21 protein-coding genes are annotated in these 18,065 nt (G+C 71.7%); 7 read left to right on the top strand and 14 right to left on the bottom strand.

All coding sequences use genetic code 11. The features are described from left to right. The first annotated feature begins 6 nt into the window (after positions 1-6). Both ACQPZ4_RS15010 and ACQPZ4_RS15005 read left to right on the top strand, forming a co-directional pair. A complete protein-coding gene (locus ACQPZ4_RS15010) occupies positions 7-276 on the top strand; it encodes a hypothetical protein (protein ID WP_433060650.1) in 270 nt (89 codons plus the stop codon). Further along, complete coding sequence (locus ACQPZ4_RS15005) at positions 273-773, top strand: GAF domain-containing protein (protein ID WP_433060648.1); 501 nt, start codon at positions 273-275, stop codon at positions 771-773. Before ACQPZ4_RS15010 ends, ACQPZ4_RS15005 begins: the two co-directional genes overlap by 4 nt. Here ACQPZ4_RS15005 and ACQPZ4_RS15000 read toward each other — a convergent pair. After that, positions 766-1,335 (bottom strand): CBS domain-containing protein, encoded by a 570-nt coding sequence (locus tag ACQPZ4_RS15000; protein ID WP_433060645.1) that lies wholly within the window; start codon positions 1,333-1,335, stop codon positions 766-768. The two genes, ACQPZ4_RS15005 and ACQPZ4_RS15000, sit on opposite strands and share 8 nt — an antisense overlap. Positions 1,336-1,607: 272 nt before the next feature. On the opposite strand from ACQPZ4_RS15000, the gene ACQPZ4_RS14995 reads away from it, so the two are divergent. After that, positions 1,608-2,654 (top strand): 3-deoxy-7-phosphoheptulonate synthase, encoded by a 1,047-nt coding sequence (locus tag ACQPZ4_RS14995; RefSeq protein ID WP_433060642.1) that lies wholly within the window; start codon positions 1,608-1,610, stop codon positions 2,652-2,654. Here the strand turns inward: ACQPZ4_RS14995 and ACQPZ4_RS14990 are convergent. The 6 genes from ACQPZ4_RS14990 to ACQPZ4_RS14965 form a co-directional block, all read right to left on the bottom strand. Further along, complete coding sequence (locus tag ACQPZ4_RS14990; RefSeq protein WP_433060639.1) at positions 2,632-2,841, bottom strand: hypothetical protein; 210 nt, start codon at positions 2,839-2,841, stop codon at positions 2,632-2,634. The genes ACQPZ4_RS14995 and ACQPZ4_RS14990 overlap by 23 nt on opposite strands. 52 nt (positions 2,842-2,893) lie before the next feature. Next, positions 2,894-3,766 (bottom strand): NAD-dependent epimerase/dehydratase family protein, encoded by an 873-nt coding sequence (locus tag ACQPZ4_RS14985; RefSeq protein WP_433060636.1) that lies wholly within the window; start codon positions 3,764-3,766, stop codon positions 2,894-2,896. Between the two features lie 56 nt (positions 3,767-3,822). Beyond that, positions 3,823-5,823 carry a ricin-type beta-trefoil lectin domain protein gene (locus tag ACQPZ4_RS14980; protein ID WP_433060633.1) on the bottom strand — a complete coding sequence of 667 codons (2,001 nt, stop codon included), beginning with the start codon at positions 5,821-5,823 and terminating at the stop codon, positions 3,823-3,825. A gap of 102 nt (positions 5,824-5,925) precedes the next feature. Continuing rightward, positions 5,926-6,906 carry a hypothetical protein gene (locus ACQPZ4_RS14975; protein ID WP_433060631.1) on the bottom strand — a complete coding sequence of 327 codons (981 nt, stop codon included), beginning with the start codon at positions 6,904-6,906 and terminating at the stop codon, positions 5,926-5,928. A 3-nt stretch (positions 6,907-6,909) separates the two neighbouring features. Continuing rightward, a complete protein-coding gene (locus tag ACQPZ4_RS14970; protein ID WP_433060629.1) occupies positions 6,910-7,233 on the bottom strand; it encodes a YciI family protein in 324 nt (107 codons plus the stop codon). 19 nt (positions 7,234-7,252) lie between these two features. Continuing rightward, on the bottom strand, positions 7,253-8,257 hold the full coding sequence (locus ACQPZ4_RS14965; RefSeq protein WP_433060626.1) for a LacI family DNA-binding transcriptional regulator: 1,005 nt from the start codon (positions 8,255-8,257) through the stop codon (positions 7,253-7,255). A gap of 162 nt (positions 8,258-8,419) precedes the next feature. Here ACQPZ4_RS14965 and ACQPZ4_RS14960 point away from each other — a divergent pair, with 162 nt between their 5' ends. Then, a complete protein-coding gene (locus tag ACQPZ4_RS14960) occupies positions 8,420-8,680 on the top strand; it encodes a DUF3303 domain-containing protein (RefSeq protein ID WP_433060623.1) in 261 nt (86 codons plus the stop codon). On the opposite strand, the gene ACQPZ4_RS14955 is transcribed toward ACQPZ4_RS14960, so the two are convergent. After that, positions 8,604-9,176: a hypothetical protein gene (locus tag ACQPZ4_RS14955; protein WP_433060621.1), complete on the bottom strand. Its 573-nt coding sequence runs from the start codon at positions 9,174-9,176 to the stop codon at positions 8,604-8,606. The two genes, ACQPZ4_RS14960 and ACQPZ4_RS14955, sit on opposite strands and share 77 nt — an antisense overlap. Before the next feature lie 77 nt (positions 9,177-9,253). On the opposite strand from ACQPZ4_RS14955, the gene ACQPZ4_RS14950 reads away from it, so the two are divergent. Next, positions 9,254-10,600, top strand: coding sequence for an ATP-dependent 6-phosphofructokinase (locus tag ACQPZ4_RS14950; protein WP_433060618.1), 1,347 nt, complete (start codon positions 9,254-9,256; stop codon positions 10,598-10,600). Here ACQPZ4_RS14950 and ACQPZ4_RS14945 read toward each other — a convergent pair. Together ACQPZ4_RS14945 and ACQPZ4_RS14940 are read right to left on the bottom strand one after the other, a co-directional pair. After that, entirely contained in the window at positions 10,552-11,115 is a 564-nt protein-coding gene (locus ACQPZ4_RS14945; RefSeq protein ID WP_433060615.1) for a GNAT family N-acetyltransferase, read from the bottom strand. The two genes, ACQPZ4_RS14950 and ACQPZ4_RS14945, sit on opposite strands and share 49 nt — an antisense overlap. A gap of 4 nt (positions 11,116-11,119) precedes the next feature. Next, positions 11,120-11,587, bottom strand: a complete 468-nt coding sequence (locus ACQPZ4_RS14940) for a MarR family winged helix-turn-helix transcriptional regulator (protein ID WP_433060613.1) — start codon at positions 11,585-11,587, stop codon at positions 11,120-11,122. Between the two features lie 71 nt (positions 11,588-11,658). On the opposite strand from ACQPZ4_RS14940, the gene ACQPZ4_RS14935 reads away from it, so the two are divergent. Further along, on the top strand, positions 11,659-12,279 hold the full coding sequence (locus ACQPZ4_RS14935; RefSeq protein WP_433060610.1) for a DUF998 domain-containing protein: 621 nt from the start codon (positions 11,659-11,661) through the stop codon (positions 12,277-12,279). On the opposite strand, the gene ACQPZ4_RS14930 is transcribed toward ACQPZ4_RS14935, so the two are convergent. From ACQPZ4_RS14930 to ACQPZ4_RS14915, 4 genes are read right to left on the bottom strand one after another with little or no spacing between them, the layout of a single operon-like run. After that, complete coding sequence (locus ACQPZ4_RS14930; protein WP_433060607.1) at positions 12,276-13,499, bottom strand: serine hydrolase domain-containing protein; 1,224 nt, start codon at positions 13,497-13,499, stop codon at positions 12,276-12,278. The genes ACQPZ4_RS14935 and ACQPZ4_RS14930 overlap by 4 nt on opposite strands. Continuing rightward, positions 13,496-14,353 (bottom strand): NAD(P)-dependent oxidoreductase, encoded by an 858-nt coding sequence (locus ACQPZ4_RS14925; RefSeq protein ID WP_433066531.1) that lies wholly within the window; start codon positions 14,351-14,353, stop codon positions 13,496-13,498. The genes ACQPZ4_RS14930 and ACQPZ4_RS14925 overlap by 4 nt, the downstream gene beginning before the upstream one ends. A gap of 19 nt (positions 14,354-14,372) precedes the next feature. Then, on the bottom strand, positions 14,373-15,566 hold the full coding sequence (locus ACQPZ4_RS14920) for an endonuclease/exonuclease/phosphatase family protein (protein WP_433060604.1): 1,194 nt from the start codon (positions 15,564-15,566) through the stop codon (positions 14,373-14,375). 36 nt (positions 15,567-15,602) lie between these two features. Further along, positions 15,603-15,797, bottom strand: coding sequence for a DNA-binding protein (locus tag ACQPZ4_RS14915; protein ID WP_433060601.1), 195 nt, complete (start codon positions 15,795-15,797; stop codon positions 15,603-15,605). Between the two features lie 314 nt (positions 15,798-16,111). Here ACQPZ4_RS14915 and ACQPZ4_RS14910 point away from each other — a divergent pair, with 314 nt between their 5' ends. After that, the gene (locus ACQPZ4_RS14910; RefSeq protein ID WP_433060598.1) at positions 16,112-17,446 is read left to right on the top strand and encodes an IS4 family transposase; all 1,335 of its coding nucleotides are present in this window, start codon (positions 16,112-16,114) and stop codon (positions 17,444-17,446) included. Positions 17,447-18,065: the final 619 nt, after the last annotated feature.

Below are 18,065 nucleotides of genomic sequence, written 5' to 3'. Positions count from 1 at the left end.
AGCCGCATGAACGCGCCCGGCCCGTACGGCCTGCGGGCCCCGTCGCTCGCCGACGCCCGCACCGCGCTCGACAACGTCTTCGGCGAGCGGTCCGAGGCGATCTGGCGCCGGGTGACGGACCGGGCGGGCGGCGAGCCGACCCTGCCGGCCGTCATCGCGGCCATGCGCGAGGAGTCCGACCCGGTCGTCGGGCTGTGCGCGCAGTCCCTCGACATCCGGCTCAGCACGTTCGAGTACCTCTCCGCGGCCGACCACACCATCCGGAGCGTCCAGTGACCGAGCACCTCACCGACGTGGACCGGCTGCGGGCGATCACGCGGTACGACCTGACCGACCCGCACCTGCGCCAGGCCCTCGGCCGGATCACCGCCGAGACCGCCGGCCGCCTGCCCGGCTCGCTGACCGCGGTGAACATCCTGCTCGACCGGGCCGTGCTCACCATGGCCACGCACGGGGCCGAGGGCACCATGACCGCCGCGATCGGCGGCGCGCCGGCCGAGTGGTCGTTCTGCAGCCGCGTGGTGACCGAGGGGCGGCCGCAGCTCGTCCCCGACATCGCCCTCGACACGCGCGGCGACGTGGACGGGGGCCCGCTGACCGCCGCCGGCATCCACTCGTACGCCGGGGTGCCGATCGCCACCGCGGACGGCCACACGATCGGCACGCACTGCGCGTTGCATGCGAGGCCTGGACAGTACGACGCGGACACCATCGCGGTGCTGCGGGACGCGGCGGACCGGATCCGGCACGAGCTGGACGCCGCGCTCAGTTGAGCAGGCTGACGACGTCGACCACGCCGTCGACCCGCTCCACGCGCCGCACGAACTGCGGGATCGCGGCCCCGCGCCGGACCTCGCCGAGCAGCGTCACCACGCCGTCGGCGACCTCGACCCGGACGCCCGCCCGCTCGCACAGCCCCGCGATCTCGCGCCGGATCTCCTCGTCGGAGCGCAGGAACACCTTCAGCAGGTCCCGCCGGGTCACCATGCCGATGAGCCGGCCGCCGGCGTCGACGACGGGCAGCCGCTTGAGCCCCGCCGCCTCCATGATGCGCGCCGCGGTCGGCAGCGCGGCCGTCCCGGCGACGGTGATGGCGGGCGCGCTCATCAGCTCACCGGCGGCGGTCGCGTGCGCTTTGGCGGTACCGGCGAGCTCGATCTTCGGGAGCAGGTCCGCGGAGGACACGACGCCGACCACGCGATCGGCCGCGTCGACCACCGGCGCCGCGTTGACGCCGTGCGCCTCCAGCAGGTCGACGATCGCCTTGAAGGGCGTGTCCTCCGTCACGGACACGGCGCCGAACGTCATCACGTCCGCCACATTCCACCGGCTCATCACGGGCCTCCTTCCCATCTGCCCCCGACGGTAGAAGCTCCCAGGATGCGGGCGGCAGGGCCGAAGGTCCCGCGCACATGCGGTACAGTGGCCGCGTGATGCTGGGTTATCGCGCGTTTACCGTGGCTCCGGGTGGAGCCGGCGGTCGCTTGCGCTGACCTAGTTCACCCGGAGCCAGCAGGGGCAGAGACGTCGTCGTCTCTGCCCTTCGTCGTGAAGACGGCGGGCTGGTGACACCGGGCCCGCCTCCCTGGAAGGAACCGAGACGGGCCATGGAAACCAGCAATCTGCGCGTCACCGGCTACCGGCCGCTGTTCACCCCGCGTGAGCTCACCGCCGATCTGCCGATGGACGACGAGCGCGCCGCGGTCGTACAGCGCGGCCGCGACGACGTGCACCGCATCGTCACCGGCGCCGACGACCGCCTGCTCGTGGTCGTCGGCCCCTGCTCCGTGCACGACCCCGTCGCCGCCGTCGACTACGCCCGCCGCCTCGCCGAGCTCGCCGACCGCCTGTCCCCCGACCTCGCGATCGTGATGCGTGTGTACTTCGAGAAGCCCCGCACCACCGTCGGCTGGAAGGGCCTCATCAACGACCCCGGGCTGGACGAGACCTTCGACGTCCCCCGCGGCCTGCGCATGGCCCGCGAGCTCCTGCTGGACGTGCTCGCCCTCGGCCTGCCGGTCGGCTGCGAGTTCCTGGAGCCGACCAGCCCGCAGTACATCGCCGACGCCGTCTCCTGGGGCGCCATCGGTGCCCGCACCCCGGAGAGCCAGGTCCACCGTCAGCTCGCCTCGGGCCTGTCGATGCCGGTCGGCTTCAAGAACGGCACCGACGGCGACGTCCAGGTCGCCATCGACGGCTGCCGCACCGCCGCCTCCCGCCACGTCTTCTTCGGCGTGGACGAGGACGGCCGCGCCGCCGTGGTCTCCACGACGGGCAACCCGGACTGCCACATCATCCTGCGCGGCGCCCGCACCGGCCCGAACTACGGCCCGGAGGACGTGGCGGACGCCCTGTCCCGCCTGGAGAAGGCGGCCATGCCCCGCAAGCTGATCGTCGACGCGAGCCACGGCAACAGCGGCAAGGACCACGTCCGCCAGGCCTCGGTGGCCCGCGAGGTGGCCGACCAGCTCGCCGCCGGCCAGGACGGCATCGCCGGCATCATGCTGGAGAGCTTCCTGGTGGCGGGCCGCCAGGACCTGGGGGGCGAGCTGACCTACGGCCAGAGCGTCACCGACGCGTGCATGTCCTGGGACACCACGGCTGCGCTGCTGGACGACCTGGCCGCCGCCGTCAGGGCCCGCCGCGCCGCCTGAGCTTCTCGTCGACCAGCACCGGCGGGGTCGTGCCGTAGTTGCCGGCCGGATTCACGTCCGTGCCGGGCGCGACGATCGCGGTCGATGCGGTCGAGCACGTCCCCGGGCAGTTCGACGCCCGCCCCGCTGAGGGCCCCGTCGAGCTGCCCGGGGGGGTGCGCGGCCCGATCAGCACCGCGGCAGTCACAGGCGGAGCACCTCCGGCTCCTCGCGCAGGACCCCGGGACCCCCACACCGCTCTAGCCGGTCTGGGCCGCGAAGCCGGTACGCCACGTCGGGAACACCGGGCGCCAGCCGCGCGAGCGGGCCAGGGCGTTGCTCGCGCCCCGGGCCCAGTCCTGCCGCACGTTCATCGGGGCGGGGGCCGGTGCGCCGAGGGCGGCGGCCAGCACCGGAATCCACTCGCGGCCCGCGGCGGGCTCGTCGTCGACGATGTTCACCGCGCCCGGGGGCCAGTCCAGGGCGGCGACGAAGGCTCGGGCCGCGTCGGCCACGTGGACGAAGGAGCTGATCGAGTCGTCGGGGGTCAGGTTGGCGATGAACGGGGCGCCCGGCTCACCCGACAGGGCGGAGGCGACCGCGCCGCCCGGTTCGTACCAGGTGCGGGGGCCGTACAGGACGCCCAGGCGCAGGACGACCGTGTCGCCGAAGGCCAGGGACGTCTCCTCCAGGGTCGCGATCGCCGTCACGCTGTCGCGCCATGGCGGGTCGGCGTGGACGAAGAGGGGGACCTGCTCGTCGGCGGGGGTGGTGCCGGGCTCGTACGCGAAGGCGATGGACTGGGCGAGGAACCGGCCGGCGCCCGCCGCGGTGGCCGCTTCGACGAGGTTGCGGGTGCCGTCGCGGTAGAGGCGGTTGTTCGCGGCGCCGTCGCCGCCGATGAGGTCGGTGAGCTGTTGGATTACCACGTCCGGGTTGGCGCCCTCCACGGCCCGGCGCAGGCCGTCGCGGTCCAGCGCGTCCGCCTGCGCGGATTCGGCGCCCTGGGCGCGGATCCACCGGCCGCCCGCGTCCGAGCGGGACAGGCCGATGACGTCGTGGCCGGCGTCGAGCAACAGCGGTACGAGCGGCCGGCCCACCGCGCCGGTGGCCCCCGCGACCAGGACTCGCATGCGTTCACGGTACGCCGGGACCGGGCCGCCCCGGCGTGACGTGCGGGGTGAGCGGGCTAGCCGAGAATCCAACGTTGGTTCGATTGGCCGTTGCAGGACCAGAGGACGAGCTTCGTCGCGTTGGCGGTGCCGTTGTTGTAGGCGTCCACGCACAGGCCCGACTGCACACCGCGGATCGTGCCGTCCGCGCCCAGGGTCCACTGCTGGTTCGCCTGGCCGTTGCAGTCCCAGATGTCGACGGTCGTGCCGTTCGCGGTGCCGTTGTTGTAGGCGTCGAGGCACTTCCCGCCGTACACCTTCAGCTGCTTCGATCCCGTGAGCGTCCAGGCCTGGTTGATCTGGTTGTTGCAGTCCCACAGCTGGACCTTCGCGCCGTTCGTGGCGGCGGCGCCGTCGACGTCCACGCAGCGCCCCGACTGCGTGCCGGTGACGGCCACCCCGCCCGCGAGCGCGCGCACCTCGACGGCGTCCAGGTCCGGTGCCCACGCCCCGGCATTGGCGAACGTCAGCGTGTTTGTTCCAGGCTGCATCGGTACCGCCACGCTCACAATCCCCACCGACGTCCACGATCCGGTGGGCGGGAACGCGACCACAGTGGACGGTCGGCCGTTCACCTGCAGCGTGGCGGTGCGCGCGGTCGCGTCGCCGTTGACGTAGGCGATGGTGGCGACCGCCCAGCCGCCGTTGGCCGACGCGACGCCGTTGAAGCGCAGCGTGCCGCCGTTGCCGACGTTGCCGACCTTGGCGCCGCCCGAGCAGCCGGGGCAGGTGGCGGTGGCGGCCGAGCCGGTGCGGGTGTTGGCGGTGGACTCGGCCTCATAGGTCGTCGCGGCGGCGTCGGTGCCGGCAACGGTCAGGAACACCGAGTCGCCGGCGGGGACCGGGACGCTGTACGCGGTACCGGCGGAGGTGCTCTGGCCCGTCCAGGCATTCCGGACCGTGGCCGTGGCGGACGTGAGGCCGAGATCGGCCCAGCGGACCGTCATCGTGGCGGCCGAGCCGGTGCGGTTGAGCAGCACGACGGCGCGCTTGCCGGAGCCGGCGAGGATCTTGCCGTACACCTGGCGCCCGGCACTGTCCTCGGCCACCTTGCTGCCCTGCAGTCCGCGGGGGTCCTGGTCGGCCGCGATGACGTCGGCGTTCTTCAGCGCGGATGTGTCCACAGTGGTCAGATTCGCGCCGAGCAGCAGGGGCGCGCCGGAGATCGCCCACAGGTTCATGTGGGTGCGGTTCTGGGCGGCACTGAGGCCGGGCATGCCCGCGATCATCATGTCGGGGTCGTTGACGTAGCCGGTGTGCTGGGCCGCCGGGTGCAGGCCGCGATCGAAGTTGGTGAGCACCATGGACTGGTTCGCCGTCTGTCCCCAGTAGATGATGTCGGTGCTGGTGCGCCACATCGGGGCCAGGCCGGGCGACCAGTCCCACGGCGCGCCGACGCCCCAGTTGCAGATCGACAGCAGCAGCTTGCGGCCCGTGCTCGCGCTCGCCTGGGCCACGGCGGTGCTGATCGCGCGGTACGCGGCCTGCGGATCGAGGCCCTCGGCGCTGCCGCCGCACCAGTCGACCTTCACGAAGTCGAAGCCCCAGCGGGCGAACTGCAGCATGTCCTGCGCGTAGTGGCCCTCGCTGCCGGAGCCGGGCGCGGCCGGGCGGCCGGTCGGGTAGTAGTAGCCGCAGCCGTCGCGGCCGGCGTCGGTGTAGATGCCGGCCTTGAGGCCCTTGCCGTGGATGTAGTCGGCGATCGCCGCCATGCCGCCGGGCCACTCGTTCTGGTCGACGGTGATGTTGCCGGAGGCGTCGCGGGTGCCCTGCCACCAGCCCTCGTCGATATTGATGTACTGGTATCCGGCCGCCGCCAGCCCCGTGCTCACCATCGCGTCGGCCTGGCGCTTGATGACGGTCGCGTCGATGTTCGCCGCGAAGCTGTTCCAGGACGCCCAGCCCATGACAGGCGTGGGAACGCTCACTTGCGTGGCCGCCGCGAGCCGGAGTTCCGGCGCGGGCAGTCCGAGCAGCAGGAGCAGGGCGGCAAGCGTCAACGCAGACAGGCGGGTCATGGCGGCTCCCTCGACTGTGTGAGCGCTAACATAGCCGCCCTGTCGACCGCCGTCAATGCAACGGGGGAACACCCCGATCGGGCGGCGAGCAAGGCGCGCAGATTACGCCGGCTCGGTTTCGAGGGGGTCCGGGTGGAGCGGAGCTCCCCTGGGCAGGAGGCTCAGCGGATCCCAGTGCGTGGCATAACGGAGCAGCGAGGAGGCGAGGTCCGGGTGGGCGGCGGCCCAGTCGGTGTCGAACAGGTACCACTGCTGAAACCCGAAGAATTCATCGCAGTGCATGGCCAGCTGGGCCAGGTGCTCGCCGGCGTGCAGCACGCTCAACTCCGGGTCGCGGCCCGAGTGGAACTCGGCGCCGGCGAGCACGGCCCAGGCGTCGGTGATGTCCTCCGGCCACGGGTCCGAGTTGATGTTGAAGCCGGGCCAGCGGTTGCAGCGCTCCAGGGCCGGGCGCACGGTCTCGTCGTCGGGGGCGGTCAGCGCCTGCAGCACCATCAGCTCGGGCGGCCACACGGACGGGTCCGGCTCGGCCGCGCGCAGGTGCGCCGGCAGCTCCGGCAGGGCGACGCCGGGGAACACGAACGGCGGCGTGGCCTCCAGGCTCGACCCGTCGTAGTACGTCAGGAAGACCGCGAACGTGCTCGGCTCGCCCTCGCCTTGTGTATGAAAAACGGGCAGGGGGCCGTCGTGCACGACGTACGCGAGTCGCTCGGGGTGGGCGGCGAGCGCCTCGTCGGCGAGGAAGAAGTACGCGAGCTCGACCTCGTCGTCGTCCGTGCGCACCCGCAGGCTGTGCTCGTCGAGCAGGATGTACTCGCCGGGCTCGCCCTCGACGTACAGGTGCTCATGCAGCAGCGCGCGCAGCTCGTCGGTCGTCGACGGCTTCGGCAGGTCGTGCTCGGCGGCGGCGTCGAAGACCGTGTGCAGGCCGTAGGGGTCGACGCCCAGCTCGGCCTCGGCCCAGCCGTCGGGGTCGTCCGCGTCCCAGCCGCGGCGGAACCAGTCCAGCACCGTACGGTCCGGCAGCCGCCGGATGTGCTTGCTCCACTGCCCCTCGTAGTGCGAGCGGTAGACGAACAGCAAGGGTCAGTCCTCCGCGACGCCGGGCGTCATGACGACCGTCCACGTGCGCACGGTGACCGCGAGCAGCCCCGAGCGCACGGCCTCGTCGTCCGACTCGGCCAGCCGCAGCGCGTCGTCCAGGGTGGCGGTGGCCAGCACCGTCATGCCCTCGTCCACGGCGCCGTCGGTGTCGTCGAACGGCCCGGCCGCCACTAACGTCCCGTCCTCGGCCCGCCGGTTGAGGAACGCCAGGTGCTCCTGAAAACCCGGCTGGTCGGTGACGCGGACACCGGGTTTGGCGGCCGGGCCCGGGCGGTGCTGCAGGACGAACCAGATGCGCGGGGTCATGCCACCAGGATCGCACCCGTCAGGCGGGCGGCGGCGGGGCGGTCGACGAGCGCACCACCAGCTCGGTGGCCAGCTCCACGTGCAGCGCGTCGAGCTCGTGCTGCTCCAGCAGCCGGACCAGCAGCGACACGGCCATCCGGCCCATCTCCTGCAGGGGCTGGCGCACCGTGGTGAGGCCGGTGGCCTGCGCGAGGTCCAGGTCATCGAAACCGGTGATTGACAGATCCGCCGGTACCCGCAAGCCGCGCTCCGCCGCCGCCCGCAGCGCACCGACGGCCGCCTTGTCGTTGAAGCACACCAGCGCCGTGGGGCGCTCGGCCCGGTCGAGCAGCTCGCCCGCGGCCCGGTGGCCGTGCTCGGTGGTCGGCTCCACGCTGCGCAGCAGCTCGGCCACGGGCAGCACGCCGACGTCGGCCAGGGCCGCGTTGTGCCCGGCGAGGCGGGCGTCGCTGGCCAGCCACTCGGTCGGGCCGCCGATGACGCCGATGCGCCGGTGGCCGAGCTTCACGAGGTGCCCGGTGAGCCGGCGGGCCCCGGCGAAGTGCGCGGCCGAGACGGAGACGATGTCGCGCGGCAGCGTGGTGCGCGGGTCGACGACCACGAACGGCATCCGCCGCCGCTGCAGCTCGACCAGGTCGTCGCCGGGCTCCGGCGGCAGGATCACGATGGCGCCGGTGACCCCCTCGCGCCCGTCGAGGTCGGCCAGCAGCTGGGTGCGCTGCGCGGCCTCGCCGGCGGTGAGCACGAGCTGGCGGCCGTGCAGGGTGAGCGTCTCGGCGATCGAGGAGACGATCAGCCCGAAGTAGTCGGTGAGCACGTACGGGCAGCGCACGAACACGATGCCGCCCTTGGTCTTGCCGCTGACCCCGATCCGCGCGCGCAGCCGCTCGGCCGCGTCGTGCACGAGGGCGCGCGTCGCGGGCGTCACCGCGTGGTGGTCGTTGAGCGCGCGCGACACGGTGGCGATCGACATGCCGGTCTCGGCGGCGATGTCGCGCACGGTCACCCGGCGATGGCCGGCCATTCGTCACCCTCTTTCTGTTAGGACACTTGACAGTTGGTCCGGACGGCGGTTTGCTGATGTCCAGCGATGTTACAGGACGTTTCATTCCGTTACATCGCGAGCGCATCCAGGCTCCGGGCGGCGACGGTGGGGTGGTCGCCCGGAGCCTGGATACTGGCGGACATGCTGTTCATGGTGATCGAACGATTCCGCAGCGGGCAGGCCGAGCCGGTCTACGCCCGCGCCCGCCAGCAGGGCCGGATGCTGCCCGAGGGCCTGCGGTACGTCGACAGCTGGGTCGCCGCCGACTTCGCCCGCTGCTACCAGCTCATGGAGTGCGACGACCTCACGACGCTGATGCGCTGGGTCACGAGCTGGAGCGACCTGGTCGAATTCGAGATCGTCCCGGTCGTGCCGTCCGCCCAGGCGTCGGCGCTGCTGTGAGCCGCCGCCAGCCCGGCCATTCGAGCACCAGCTCGTCGCCGACGGCGAGCCGCGACCACGCGTCCTGAGCCCGCCGCAGCGCCCCGGCCGCCGTGCGCAACTGCTCGACGGTCATCGGGATGTACGCGTCCCGCACCGCGAACCGCGCCAGATCCTCGTCCGGCAGCGCCGCCGCCCGCTCGCACAGCCCGCCCAGGTGCTCGGCGCGCTTGATGAGCTCGCGGTGCTCCCGGATGAGGTCCTTGGACCGCTCGGCGGCGTGCGGCGGCCGGCGCCCGGAGACGTGGTGCATGCTGCGGAACACGACACCCCCGGCGATCGACCCCCAGATCCCGTCGCGCATGCCGAACGCGTCCTCGACCGTGTAGTGGACGAGATCGTGCGGCATCTCAGGACCCGAAGGACCCGAATCCATCCTGTACACCACGCCGTCATCGCGCTCGATGCGTACGTGCGCGCGATCGTGGTCGGGGAACCGTACAAACGTCACCCGCATGCTTCCACGATGACCCCGGCCCGGCCGCGCCTCAAGCGATTAACCGGCCCGAAACGACACCGGCGGACCATGGGTTCATGGTCGACGAACGCGCGCAGCTCGAGGTGGCCCGGCTCGGCGAGTGCCGGGTCGACTCGCCCCTGTCGGCGCTGCTCCGCCGGCAGGGCACCACCCAGCACTACGTCGACGAGACCGACCGCGTCCTGCTCGACGACACCGTCGCCCTGGTCGCCGCGCGCGGCGTGCCGGTGGCCGAACTGCCCGCCTTCGAACCCGGCGGCCCGCGCTCGAAGATCTACTTCGACCCGTCCAAGACCCGGGTCGGCATCGTCACGTGCGGCGGGCTCTGCCCGGGCCTCAACGACGTCATCCGCGCGCTGGTGCTGGAGCTCACCAACCACTACGGCGTCCGGCGGATCGTCGGCTTCCGCAACGGGTACCAGGGGCTGACCGCCCGCTACGGCCGCCCCGTCGTGGATCTGGACCCGGAGGTGGTGGCGGGCATCAACGAGTACGGCGGAACGATCCTCGGCACTTCGCGCGGCAACCAGGACCCGGACGAGATCGTCGACTGCCTGGAACGCCTGAGCCTCAACGTGCTGTTCGTGATCGGCGGCGACGGCTCGATGCGCGGCGCCCTGCGCATCGCCGAGACCGTCGCCGCGCGCGGCCTGCGGATCGCCGTCGTCGGGGTGCCGAAGACGATCGACAACGACATCCCCTTCATCGAGCGCTCCTTCGGCTTCCAGACCGCCTTCGGCAAGGCCACTGAGGCGATCCGCGCCGCCCACGTCGAGGCCACCGCGTTCCCCAACGGCATCGGGCTGGTGCAGCTCATGGGCCGGCACTCGGGCTTCATCGCCTGCTACGCCGCCCTCGCCAACAACGACGCCGACTACGTGCTCATCCCGGAGGTCCCGTTCGCGCTCGACGGCCCGGGCGGCTTCCTGGAACACCTGCGCCGCCGCGTGCTCGACCGCGGCCACGCGATGGTCGTCGTGGCCGAGGGCGCGGGCCAGGAGTACCTGTCGGCGACGGGCCGCGACGCGTCGGGCAACGCGCGCCTGGAGGACTTCGGCCGCTACCTGCGCGGCCGGATCGCCGCGCACTTCGACGCCGCCGGGGTCGAGGCCAACCTGAAGTACATCGACCCGAGCTACACCATCCGCAGCGTGCCCGCCGATCCCTACGACAGCGTGTACTGCATCCGCCTCGCCCACGCCGCCGTCCACGCCGCCATGGCGGGCCGCACGGAAATGGTCGTCGGCCGCTGGCGCGGGCGGTTCGTGCACGTGCCGATCGCCCTGGCCATCAGCTCCCGCAACCTCGTCGACCCGGACGGCGACCTGTGGCTCTCCGTCCTGGAGGCGACGGGTCAGCCGCCGGTGTTCGCTCCCGACCAGTCCCGTTCGAGCAGCCCGTAGACCCAGGAGTCGGAGACCTCGCCGTTCACGACGCAGTCCTCGCGCAGCGTCCCTTCCCGTACGAACCCGAGCTTCTCCAGCACCCGGGCGGAGGCGGCGTTGCGGGTGTCGGTCTCGGCCTGCACGCGGTTCAGGTCCAGGGTGCCGAACGCCCAGTGCAGCAGCGCCCTCGCGGCCTCGGTCGCGTAGCCGTGGCCCCATGCCGCGCCGGCGAAGCAGAAGCCGAGCTCGGCGCTGCGGTAGCCGGGGTTCCACCGGGTCAGGCTGCACCAGCCGATGAACGCCCCGCCGGCGTCGCGGTCCACGGCCAGGCGCGCTCCGGTGCCGTCCGCGGCCATCTGCCGGCAGGCGGCGATGAACCGCCCGGCGCGCGCGGGCTCGCTCCACGGCGGCGCGTCCCAGTAGCGCAGCACGTGGGCGTCGCTGTGCAGCGCGAAGAGCGCGTCCGTGTCCGCGTCGCCGAAGGGCCGCAGCCGGAGGCGCGCGGTGTGCAGCGTGGGGGTCGGCAGCGACATGCGGTCAGCCCTGGCCGGCGCGGATGACTGCGGCCTGCTCGCGGGCCAGGGCGCGCATCCGCCGGAAGAGGTCGAGCAGCAGGTGCAGCTGGGCCTCGTCGTAGTCGGCCAGGGCCGTGTTCCAGCCGGTCGCCATGCCGGCGAAGAGGGGTTCGATCTCGGCCAGGCGGGCGGCGACGGGTTCGACGATGACGCGGCGGCGGTCGACCGTGTCGTGGGTGCGCCGGACCCAACCGGCGCGTTCCAGGCGGTCCACCATGCGGGTGACGGCGCCGCTGGTGAGGCCGGTGCGCCGCATCAGCTCGCCCGCGGTGGCCGAGCCCTGTTCGAGCAGCGCGGTCAGGCACTTGAAGTCGGCCAGCGGCAGCCCCACGCGGTCGGCCGCCGCCTGCTGCACCAGGATCGCGTCGGCCACGGCCTGGGTGAGCGTCGCCTGCAGGTCGGCCATCAGCGCCTGCCTTGACCTTGACATAGCCGCACTCTACCGGGGCATAATCTGCGCACGTCGTTATCTGCATGATGCAGATTATGAGTGGAGCAGATATGTCACGTGTACGCCTGGCAGCCGGCATCGCCGGGCCGGTCCTGTTCAGCGTGGCGACGGTGGTCCAGGCCGCCGTCCGCCCGCACTACGACCCGGTGCGGCACCTCATCAGCGACCTCGCGCTGACGTCGCAGGGGTGGCCGCAGACCGCGAACTTCGTGGTGACCGGCATCCTGGTCGTCGTCTTCGCCACCGGCCTGCGCCGCACCATCCGGGACGGACCGGCCTCGACCTGGGGCCCCCGCTGGATCGCGCTGACCGGCCTGGCATTCGTCGCGGCCGGGCTCTTCACCACCGACCCCGGCCCGGACTATCCCCCCGGCGCCACCCCGGCCACCTCCTGGCACGGCATCCTGCACCAGATCGCCGGGCCGCTCGTGTTCGTCGGGCTGACCGTGACGGCGTTCGTCTACGCCCGCCGCGTCGCCCGGGGCTGGGCCATCGCCGCGGGCGTCCTCACCGCGCTGTGCTTCCTCGTCACCGATGTGCTCGTCGCGCTCGCGTACAGCGGCACCTGGCGTACCGCCCCGGCCGGCCTGTTCGAGAGCGCGGCCCTCTACATCGGCCTGGCCTGGCTCGTCACGCTGGCCATCCACACCCTGCGCTCGCAGCCCCGCTAGCCGGCCAGAACGTTGGCGGCGGCCTTGCGGGCGGGGTTGGCGCTGCCCCACGTCGCGTCGGGGTGGACGCGGTTGGTCAGCAGGACCAGGATCAGCTTGCGGTGCGGGTCGACCAGCAGCGAGGTACCGGTGAAGCCCGTGTGACCGAAGGCGCCGTGACCCGCCAGGCGGCCCATGTACCAGGGCTGGTCGATGTCGAAGCCCAGGCCGTGGGCCGCCGCCGGGCCGAAGCGGGCGTTGTTGTCCGTGCGCAGCTGCTCCACTGTGGACTGTTTCAGCAGCGGGCCGCCGCCGTTCAGGAGGGCGCGGCCGAACTGGGCGATGTCGGCGGCCGTGGAGAAGATGCCCGCGTGGCCGGCTATGCCGCCGAGGCCGGCCGCCGCCGGGTCGTGGACGGTGCCGCGCAGGCCGTTCTCGGTTGCCGCTGTGCGCGGCAACAAGGCGGGCGGCGGAAGGTAGCCGGTGTCGGGCATGCCGAGCGGGGCGGCGATGTCGCGGCGGACCAGGGTGTCCAGCGGGTCGCCGGTCAGGCCGGTGACGATCGCGCCGAGGGCGATGAAGTTCTGGTCGGCGTAGAGGAAGGCGGTGCCGGGCGGGGCTACGGGAGGCTGTTGCAGTACCGATGCGAGGCGTTCTTCCGGGGTTGTTCCGGACAGCGGCGTGTCCTTGGACAGGCCCGAGGTGTGGGTGAACAGCATGCGGACCGTGATGCCGGGTTTGGTGGCGAAGAACGGGAGATAGCGCGCGGCCGGGGCGTCCAGGTCGAGCTTGCCCCGCTCGACCAGGCGCAGGGCCAGGACCGCGGTGAACATCTTGGTCAGCGAGGCCAGGTCGTAGATCGTGTCGGGGCGGGCGGTGACGCGCTCGGCGACCGGGAGCTCGGACTTGTCGGCGGCGTACCGCACCGCGTCGCCGACCGCGAAGTGCGCCGCGATCCGCCCGTCGACGGCGGCGAAGGCGACCGCGCCCGGGTACAGCGGGTGATGCGGGTTCTCCGGGGTGGTCTGCAGGTAGCGGGCGACCGTCGTCCTGAGGCCGGCCTCGTAGCGGGTGACGGCGGGCGAGGTCCACGCGGCGGGGGCGCCGACCGGGATCGTCCAGGCCGACGTCGTGGCCGCCGGTGTGGGCGCGGCTTTTCGCGGTGGTGCCGCATGCGCCTCGCACCCGGCCACGGCGGTGGCCGCGGCCAGGGCGAGGAAGGATCGGCGGGTCAGGCTCACTTCGGCCGGCGGACGGCCTCGTAGACGGCGGCCAGGTCGCGCTCGCCGAAGCCGCGGGCGACCGCCTCGTCGTACCGGCCGCGGGCCGCGTCCACGATGGACGTGTCGACGCCGAGGGCCGCCGCGAGCTCGCTCACGAGGCGGGCGTCCTTGGCCGCGCCCTCGGCCGGGAACGCCACGGGATAGTCGCCGCGCTGCATCATCGGGCCCTTGAGCTGCGCGTACGGCCAGTCGAGGGCGCCGCCCGCGATCAACGGCAGCAGGTCGACGCCGAGCGCGTCGGCGAGGGCGGCGCTCTGGGCGTACGCGGCGGTCGCGGTCACCACCCAGCTGTTCACGACGAGCTTGGTGCGGCTGCCCTGCCCGGCCGCGCCGAGCCAGGTGACCTTGGCCGCGATCGGCGCCGCCAGCTCCTCGACCCGGCCGCGGACCTCCTCGGGCCCGGACGCGAGCACGTGCAGCTGCCCCTGCTCGGCGGGCCCGCGGGTGCCGAGGACGGGCGCGTCGACGTACAACAGGCCCAACTCGGACGCGAGCCCGGCCAGCTCATCGGCGCCGTCGGCCCCGACCGTGCTCAGCTGCAGCCAGAGCGTGCCCGGCGCGAGCCCCGGCGCCGCCGCCCGCATGACCTCGGCCACCGACGCCGCGTCGAACAGCATGGTCACCACGGGATCGGCCCCGCTGACCGCCTCGGCCGCACTGTCGGCCACGACCGCCCCGTCGGCGGCGAGCGGCTCGGCGTTGGCGCGGGTGCGGTTCCACACCCGCACCTCGTGCCCGGCCTTGCGCCAGTTGCGAACGATCGCGGCGCCCATGATCCCGGTGCCCAGCACTGCCAACGTCATGGCACCGATACTGCCACGCGGTATTGGCCTAGATGTCCAGGTCCACCCAGACCGCCGCGTGGTCGCTGGCCCCGTGCTTGGCGGCGGTCAGCTCCTTGTACGTGGTCCACAGCTTGGGGGGATTCTTGTTCTCCGGGCTCCCCCACAGCCCCTTGCGGAACACCCCGCCGCCGGTCACCTTCGCCGCCAGCTCGGGCGAGAGCAGAATGTAGTCGAGCCGGTTGGAGATGGTGCACGACTGGAACGTCCCCGGCCGCTCCTTGCCGGTGTCCCTCGGGTCGAACAGCTCCCCGAACGCGTCGAGGTCATAGCAGCTGACCAGCGGCGTCCCGGCGTCGAGCAACGCCTCCAGCGTGGGGTGATGCTTCGGATCGTGCCGGTCGGGCCCCTTGTTGAAGTCCCCGAGCACCGCGATGTACTCCGCGCCCTCCGCCCGCAGCCGGTCGTAGATCGCCCGCACCTCGGTGCTCTGCCGCGTCCGCAACGGATCCGGATCGCCCGACGCGAACGACTGACTCTTGAGGTGGTTCAGCAGCAGATAGAGATCGGCGCCACTTTCCAGCTTCAGCTTGTACAGCGGGCAGTCCCGGCTGAACAACCGCTTCCCCGCCACGGCCGGATCGGCCACGTCGACGTGACTGCGCACCCAGTCGATGCTGACCGCGCCGGTGGTCAACAGCCCGACATCGATCCCGCGCGGATCGTTGCCGTCGACGAGCATCGCGTGCTCGTACTGCCGCCCCAGCAACTCGTCGTTGAACCGCACGAGCGCCGGCCGGTTCTCGGCCTCGACCAGGCAGAGCACGTCGGCCCCGAGCTCCCCGATCACCCGGGCCGTCATCCGGGTCCCGGTCTCGTCCACGGGCTCGGTGATCAGCTCCACCCACCCGGTCCAGTCCCCGCGCCCCGAGGCCACGATCCGCGGCTCCCGATCGGTGGGCGCGGCCAGAAAGTCGCCCCGGTTCTCCCGCAGCAACGCCCAGGCCGTGTCGAACTGACTGGGATTCAGCCGCCGCCCGGCCTTGATCTGCACCAGTACCTTCAGCGTGACAAGGGCATCGAGCATGGCTTTTTTGTCGTCGTCGCTGTACACGTCGTTGGCCGCGATCCGATTGAACGTCTCAAACGCCGCGAGCGCCGGCTGCCCGACCTCCCGCACCGTGTTGTCCATCGCCTTGGCCCGAGCGAACAGATTCTCCACGTTGAACGTAGCGAGCCGCATGTCACGCAACGTAGCAGCCGGGCAACTCGGGTCAGGTCAGCTAAGCGACAGCCCGTGCCTGGCCAGCGCCTCCGCCAGGATGCCCAGCGCCTTCGGCCCCATCCCGTGCAGCTTGGCCAGCTCGGCCCGCGACACCTGATCGAGCTCCCGCAGCCTGGTGTACCCGGCATTGTTGAGCGCCCGCGTGGCCGGGGCGCCGATCTTCGGCAGGTTGTCGAGCTCGGTGTCCATGGTGCCGATGCTAGGGCCGGCTCCGCCTTGTCGACGGCCACGTCCCCTTCCGGCGTTTCAGCGTCCACATTCGCCGGTTCGTTGCCCACGGCCGCCACTTCGACTTCGGCCACCGCTCCGGCTTCTGGCACCGGCTCTGCCCCCGCTTCGGCCGCTTCGGCCCGTTCGGCCCGTTCGGCTCGCAGGTGGCTCAGCTTTGCAGCGTGGCGCTGGGCGAGTCCCCAGTCGCAATGCCACGTAGCTTAAGTTGATCTTGTTGGGTGCTCGGCGTGGTGTGGTGACATCGATGGCGGTTCCGGTTTGGATCGCGGGTCATGACCTCGGTGGTGGTGGATCGGCCGGTGGTGTGTCCTGATCAGGTCACGCTGGGCGTGCTGATCTCGCAGGTGCCGCGGGATGCGGTGGATGACGCTGTGGCGGTGTGCGGGGTACGGGAGCGGCGTTCGGATGGCAAGCTGCCGGCGCATGTGACGGCGTATCTGACGCTTGCGTTGGCGTTGTTCCCTGACGATGACTATGAGGAGGTCGCCGCGAAGGTGACCGGGTCGCTGGACCGGTTCGGGGTCTGGGACGCGGGCTGGAGCGTGCCGACCTCGTCGGCGATCACGCAGGCCCGGAAACGGCTGGGTCGTGAACTGTTCGCCGAACTGTTCCGCGGCACCTGCGGGCCGGTCGCCGGGCGGGCCGGTCCGGCGGCGGCCGCGGCGGCGCTGGGCGCGGCACGGGGTTCGTTCCTGCGCTCGTGGCGGCTCCTGGCGATCGACGGGTTCGAGATCGACGTGCCTGACACACCCGCGAACGTGGCGGAGTTCGGCTATGCCGGCAGTGGTGAGAAACAGTCGTCGTTCCCCAAAGCCCGGGTCGTGGCCCTCGCCGAGTGCGGCACCCACGCGTTCGTCGCCGCCGCGGTCGGCACCCACACCAGCGGCGAGAAAACCCTCGCCGCCACGCTCTACCCACAGCTGCACGGCGATGAACTGCTGACCGCCGACCGGGGTTTCTACTCCTGGCGCGGCTGGCAGACGGCGCAGGCCACCGGCGCGGCGCTGCTGTGGCGGGCCCCGACGAACCTGCACCTGCCCGTGATCAAGATCCTGCCCGACGGCACCTACCTCAGCATCCTGATCAAACCCGAGATCCGGTTCATCCCACGCCGGGACCGGCTGCTGGCCGCCGCCCGCGCCGGCACCCACCTGGACAACCTCGATCACATCCCCGAGGCGTTCGACCGCCACGGCGAACCGATCGCGCATCTCGTCCGCGTCATCGAGTACGACATCCCCGACCGCGCCGGCGACGGCCACCACGAACTCATCGCCCTGACCACCACCATCCTGAACCCCGCCGACGCCCGCGCCGACGAACTCGCCGCCGCCTACCACCAGCGCTGGGAACAAGAAACCAGCCATGACCAGCTCAAAACCCACCTCCGCGGCCCCGGCCAAGTCCTGCGTTCCCGGCTACCCGACCTCGTCCACCAGGAAATCTGGGCCTACCTCATCGTCCACCACGCCGTCACCGCCCTGATCACCCAAGCCTCCGCCGCCGCCGACCTCGACCCCGACCAGATCTCCTTCACCAAAACCCTCCGCCTGATCCGCCGCACCGCCACCGGAACAGCCGCTATTCCCCCCTCACCACTGGACTGAGCAACTCCCCGACCACCTCCACCACATCACCACCCACCGCATCCCGCCACGACGCGAACGCACCTGCCCCCGCGCCATCAAACGCGTCCGGCACTGCCACTACCGCCTCAAACAACCCGGCGAACCAGCCAGCACCCGCCACGACAAACCCCCAACCATCCGCCACCACCCACTCACCACAAGATCAAACTAAGCTACGTGGCATTGCCCCCAGTCGCGGTGCCGTTTGTGTTCTTTCCGGAAGGCTTCATTACGCGGAGAGTAGTTTCGGCGCCTGGTCGTGTCTCGCATCGCTGCCAATTCCGACCGGCCGAACAATGACATCTGCCCCACTCGATAATTATCCCATTCGGCCTACCGGCCTCCCAATCTGGCCGCTCCACAATCACAGATGGCGCAATTTCCGCGTGGTCCCGGAGACGACTTTGGTCACCGTTCGGTGGTCCAGACCGTAAATTCAGGATCCGGATCCGCCGCGGTCGACGTTCGGTGGTCCGGAGAGACTTGGATAAAAAATCAATGAGCTGAGTTGTACCACCGAATGATGACCACGACGGACCCGGCAGTCCCCAACGGTCTGGACCACCAACGCTGACCAAAGTCGTCTCCGGGACCACGC

Source organism: Dactylosporangium sp. CS-033363, from assembly GCF_050942475.1.
Taxonomy (GTDB): Bacteria; Actinomycetota; Actinomycetes; order Mycobacteriales; family Micromonosporaceae; genus Dactylosporangium.
Note: the sequence above shows the minus strand (reverse complement) of the source record. Positions and strands in the feature narration are given on the sequence as shown.

Excerpts from the sequence above, each read along its gene's own strand:
- ACQPZ4_RS15010 (WP_433060650.1), top strand. The coding sequence starts at position 7 with ATGAACGCGCCCGGCCCGTACGGCCTGCGGGCCCCGTCGCTCGCCGAC.
- ACQPZ4_RS15000 (WP_433060645.1), bottom strand. The coding sequence starts at position 1,335 with ATGAGCCGGTGGAATGTGGCGGACGTGATGACGTTCGGCGCCGTGTCC.
- ACQPZ4_RS14995 (WP_433060642.1), top strand. The coding sequence starts at position 1,608 with ATGGAAACCAGCAATCTGCGCGTCACCGGCTACCGGCCGCTGTTCACC.
- ACQPZ4_RS14985 (WP_433060636.1), bottom strand. The coding sequence starts at position 3,766 with ATGCGAGTCCTGGTCGCGGGGGCCACCGGCGCGGTGGGCCGGCCGCTC.
- ACQPZ4_RS14980 (WP_433060633.1), bottom strand. The coding sequence starts at position 5,823 with ATGACCCGCCTGTCTGCGTTGACGCTTGCCGCCCTGCTCCTGCTGCTC.
- ACQPZ4_RS14970 (WP_433060629.1), bottom strand. The coding sequence starts at position 7,233 with ATGACCCCGCGCATCTGGTTCGTCCTGCAGCACCGCCCGGGCCCGGCC.
- ACQPZ4_RS14965 (WP_433060626.1), bottom strand. The coding sequence starts at position 8,257 with ATGGCCGGCCATCGCCGGGTGACCGTGCGCGACATCGCCGCCGAGACC.
- ACQPZ4_RS14960 (WP_433060623.1), top strand. The coding sequence starts at position 8,420 with ATGCTGTTCATGGTGATCGAACGATTCCGCAGCGGGCAGGCCGAGCCG.
- ACQPZ4_RS14955 (WP_433060621.1), bottom strand. The coding sequence starts at position 9,176 with ATGCGGGTGACGTTTGTACGGTTCCCCGACCACGATCGCGCGCACGTA.
- ACQPZ4_RS14950 (WP_433060618.1), top strand. The coding sequence starts at position 9,254 with ATGGTCGACGAACGCGCGCAGCTCGAGGTGGCCCGGCTCGGCGAGTGC.
- ACQPZ4_RS14945 (WP_433060615.1), bottom strand. The coding sequence starts at position 11,115 with ATGTCGCTGCCGACCCCCACGCTGCACACCGCGCGCCTCCGGCTGCGG.
- ACQPZ4_RS14940 (WP_433060613.1), bottom strand. The coding sequence starts at position 11,587 with ATGTCAAGGTCAAGGCAGGCGCTGATGGCCGACCTGCAGGCGACGCTC.
- ACQPZ4_RS14935 (WP_433060610.1), top strand. The coding sequence starts at position 11,659 with ATGTCACGTGTACGCCTGGCAGCCGGCATCGCCGGGCCGGTCCTGTTC.
- ACQPZ4_RS14920 (WP_433060604.1), bottom strand. The coding sequence starts at position 15,566 with ATGCGGCTCGCTACGTTCAACGTGGAGAATCTGTTCGCTCGGGCCAAG.
- ACQPZ4_RS14915 (WP_433060601.1), bottom strand. The coding sequence starts at position 15,797 with ATGGACACCGAGCTCGACAACCTGCCGAAGATCGGCGCCCCGGCCACG.
- ACQPZ4_RS14910 (WP_433060598.1), top strand. The coding sequence starts at position 16,112 with ATGACCTCGGTGGTGGTGGATCGGCCGGTGGTGTGTCCTGATCAGGTC.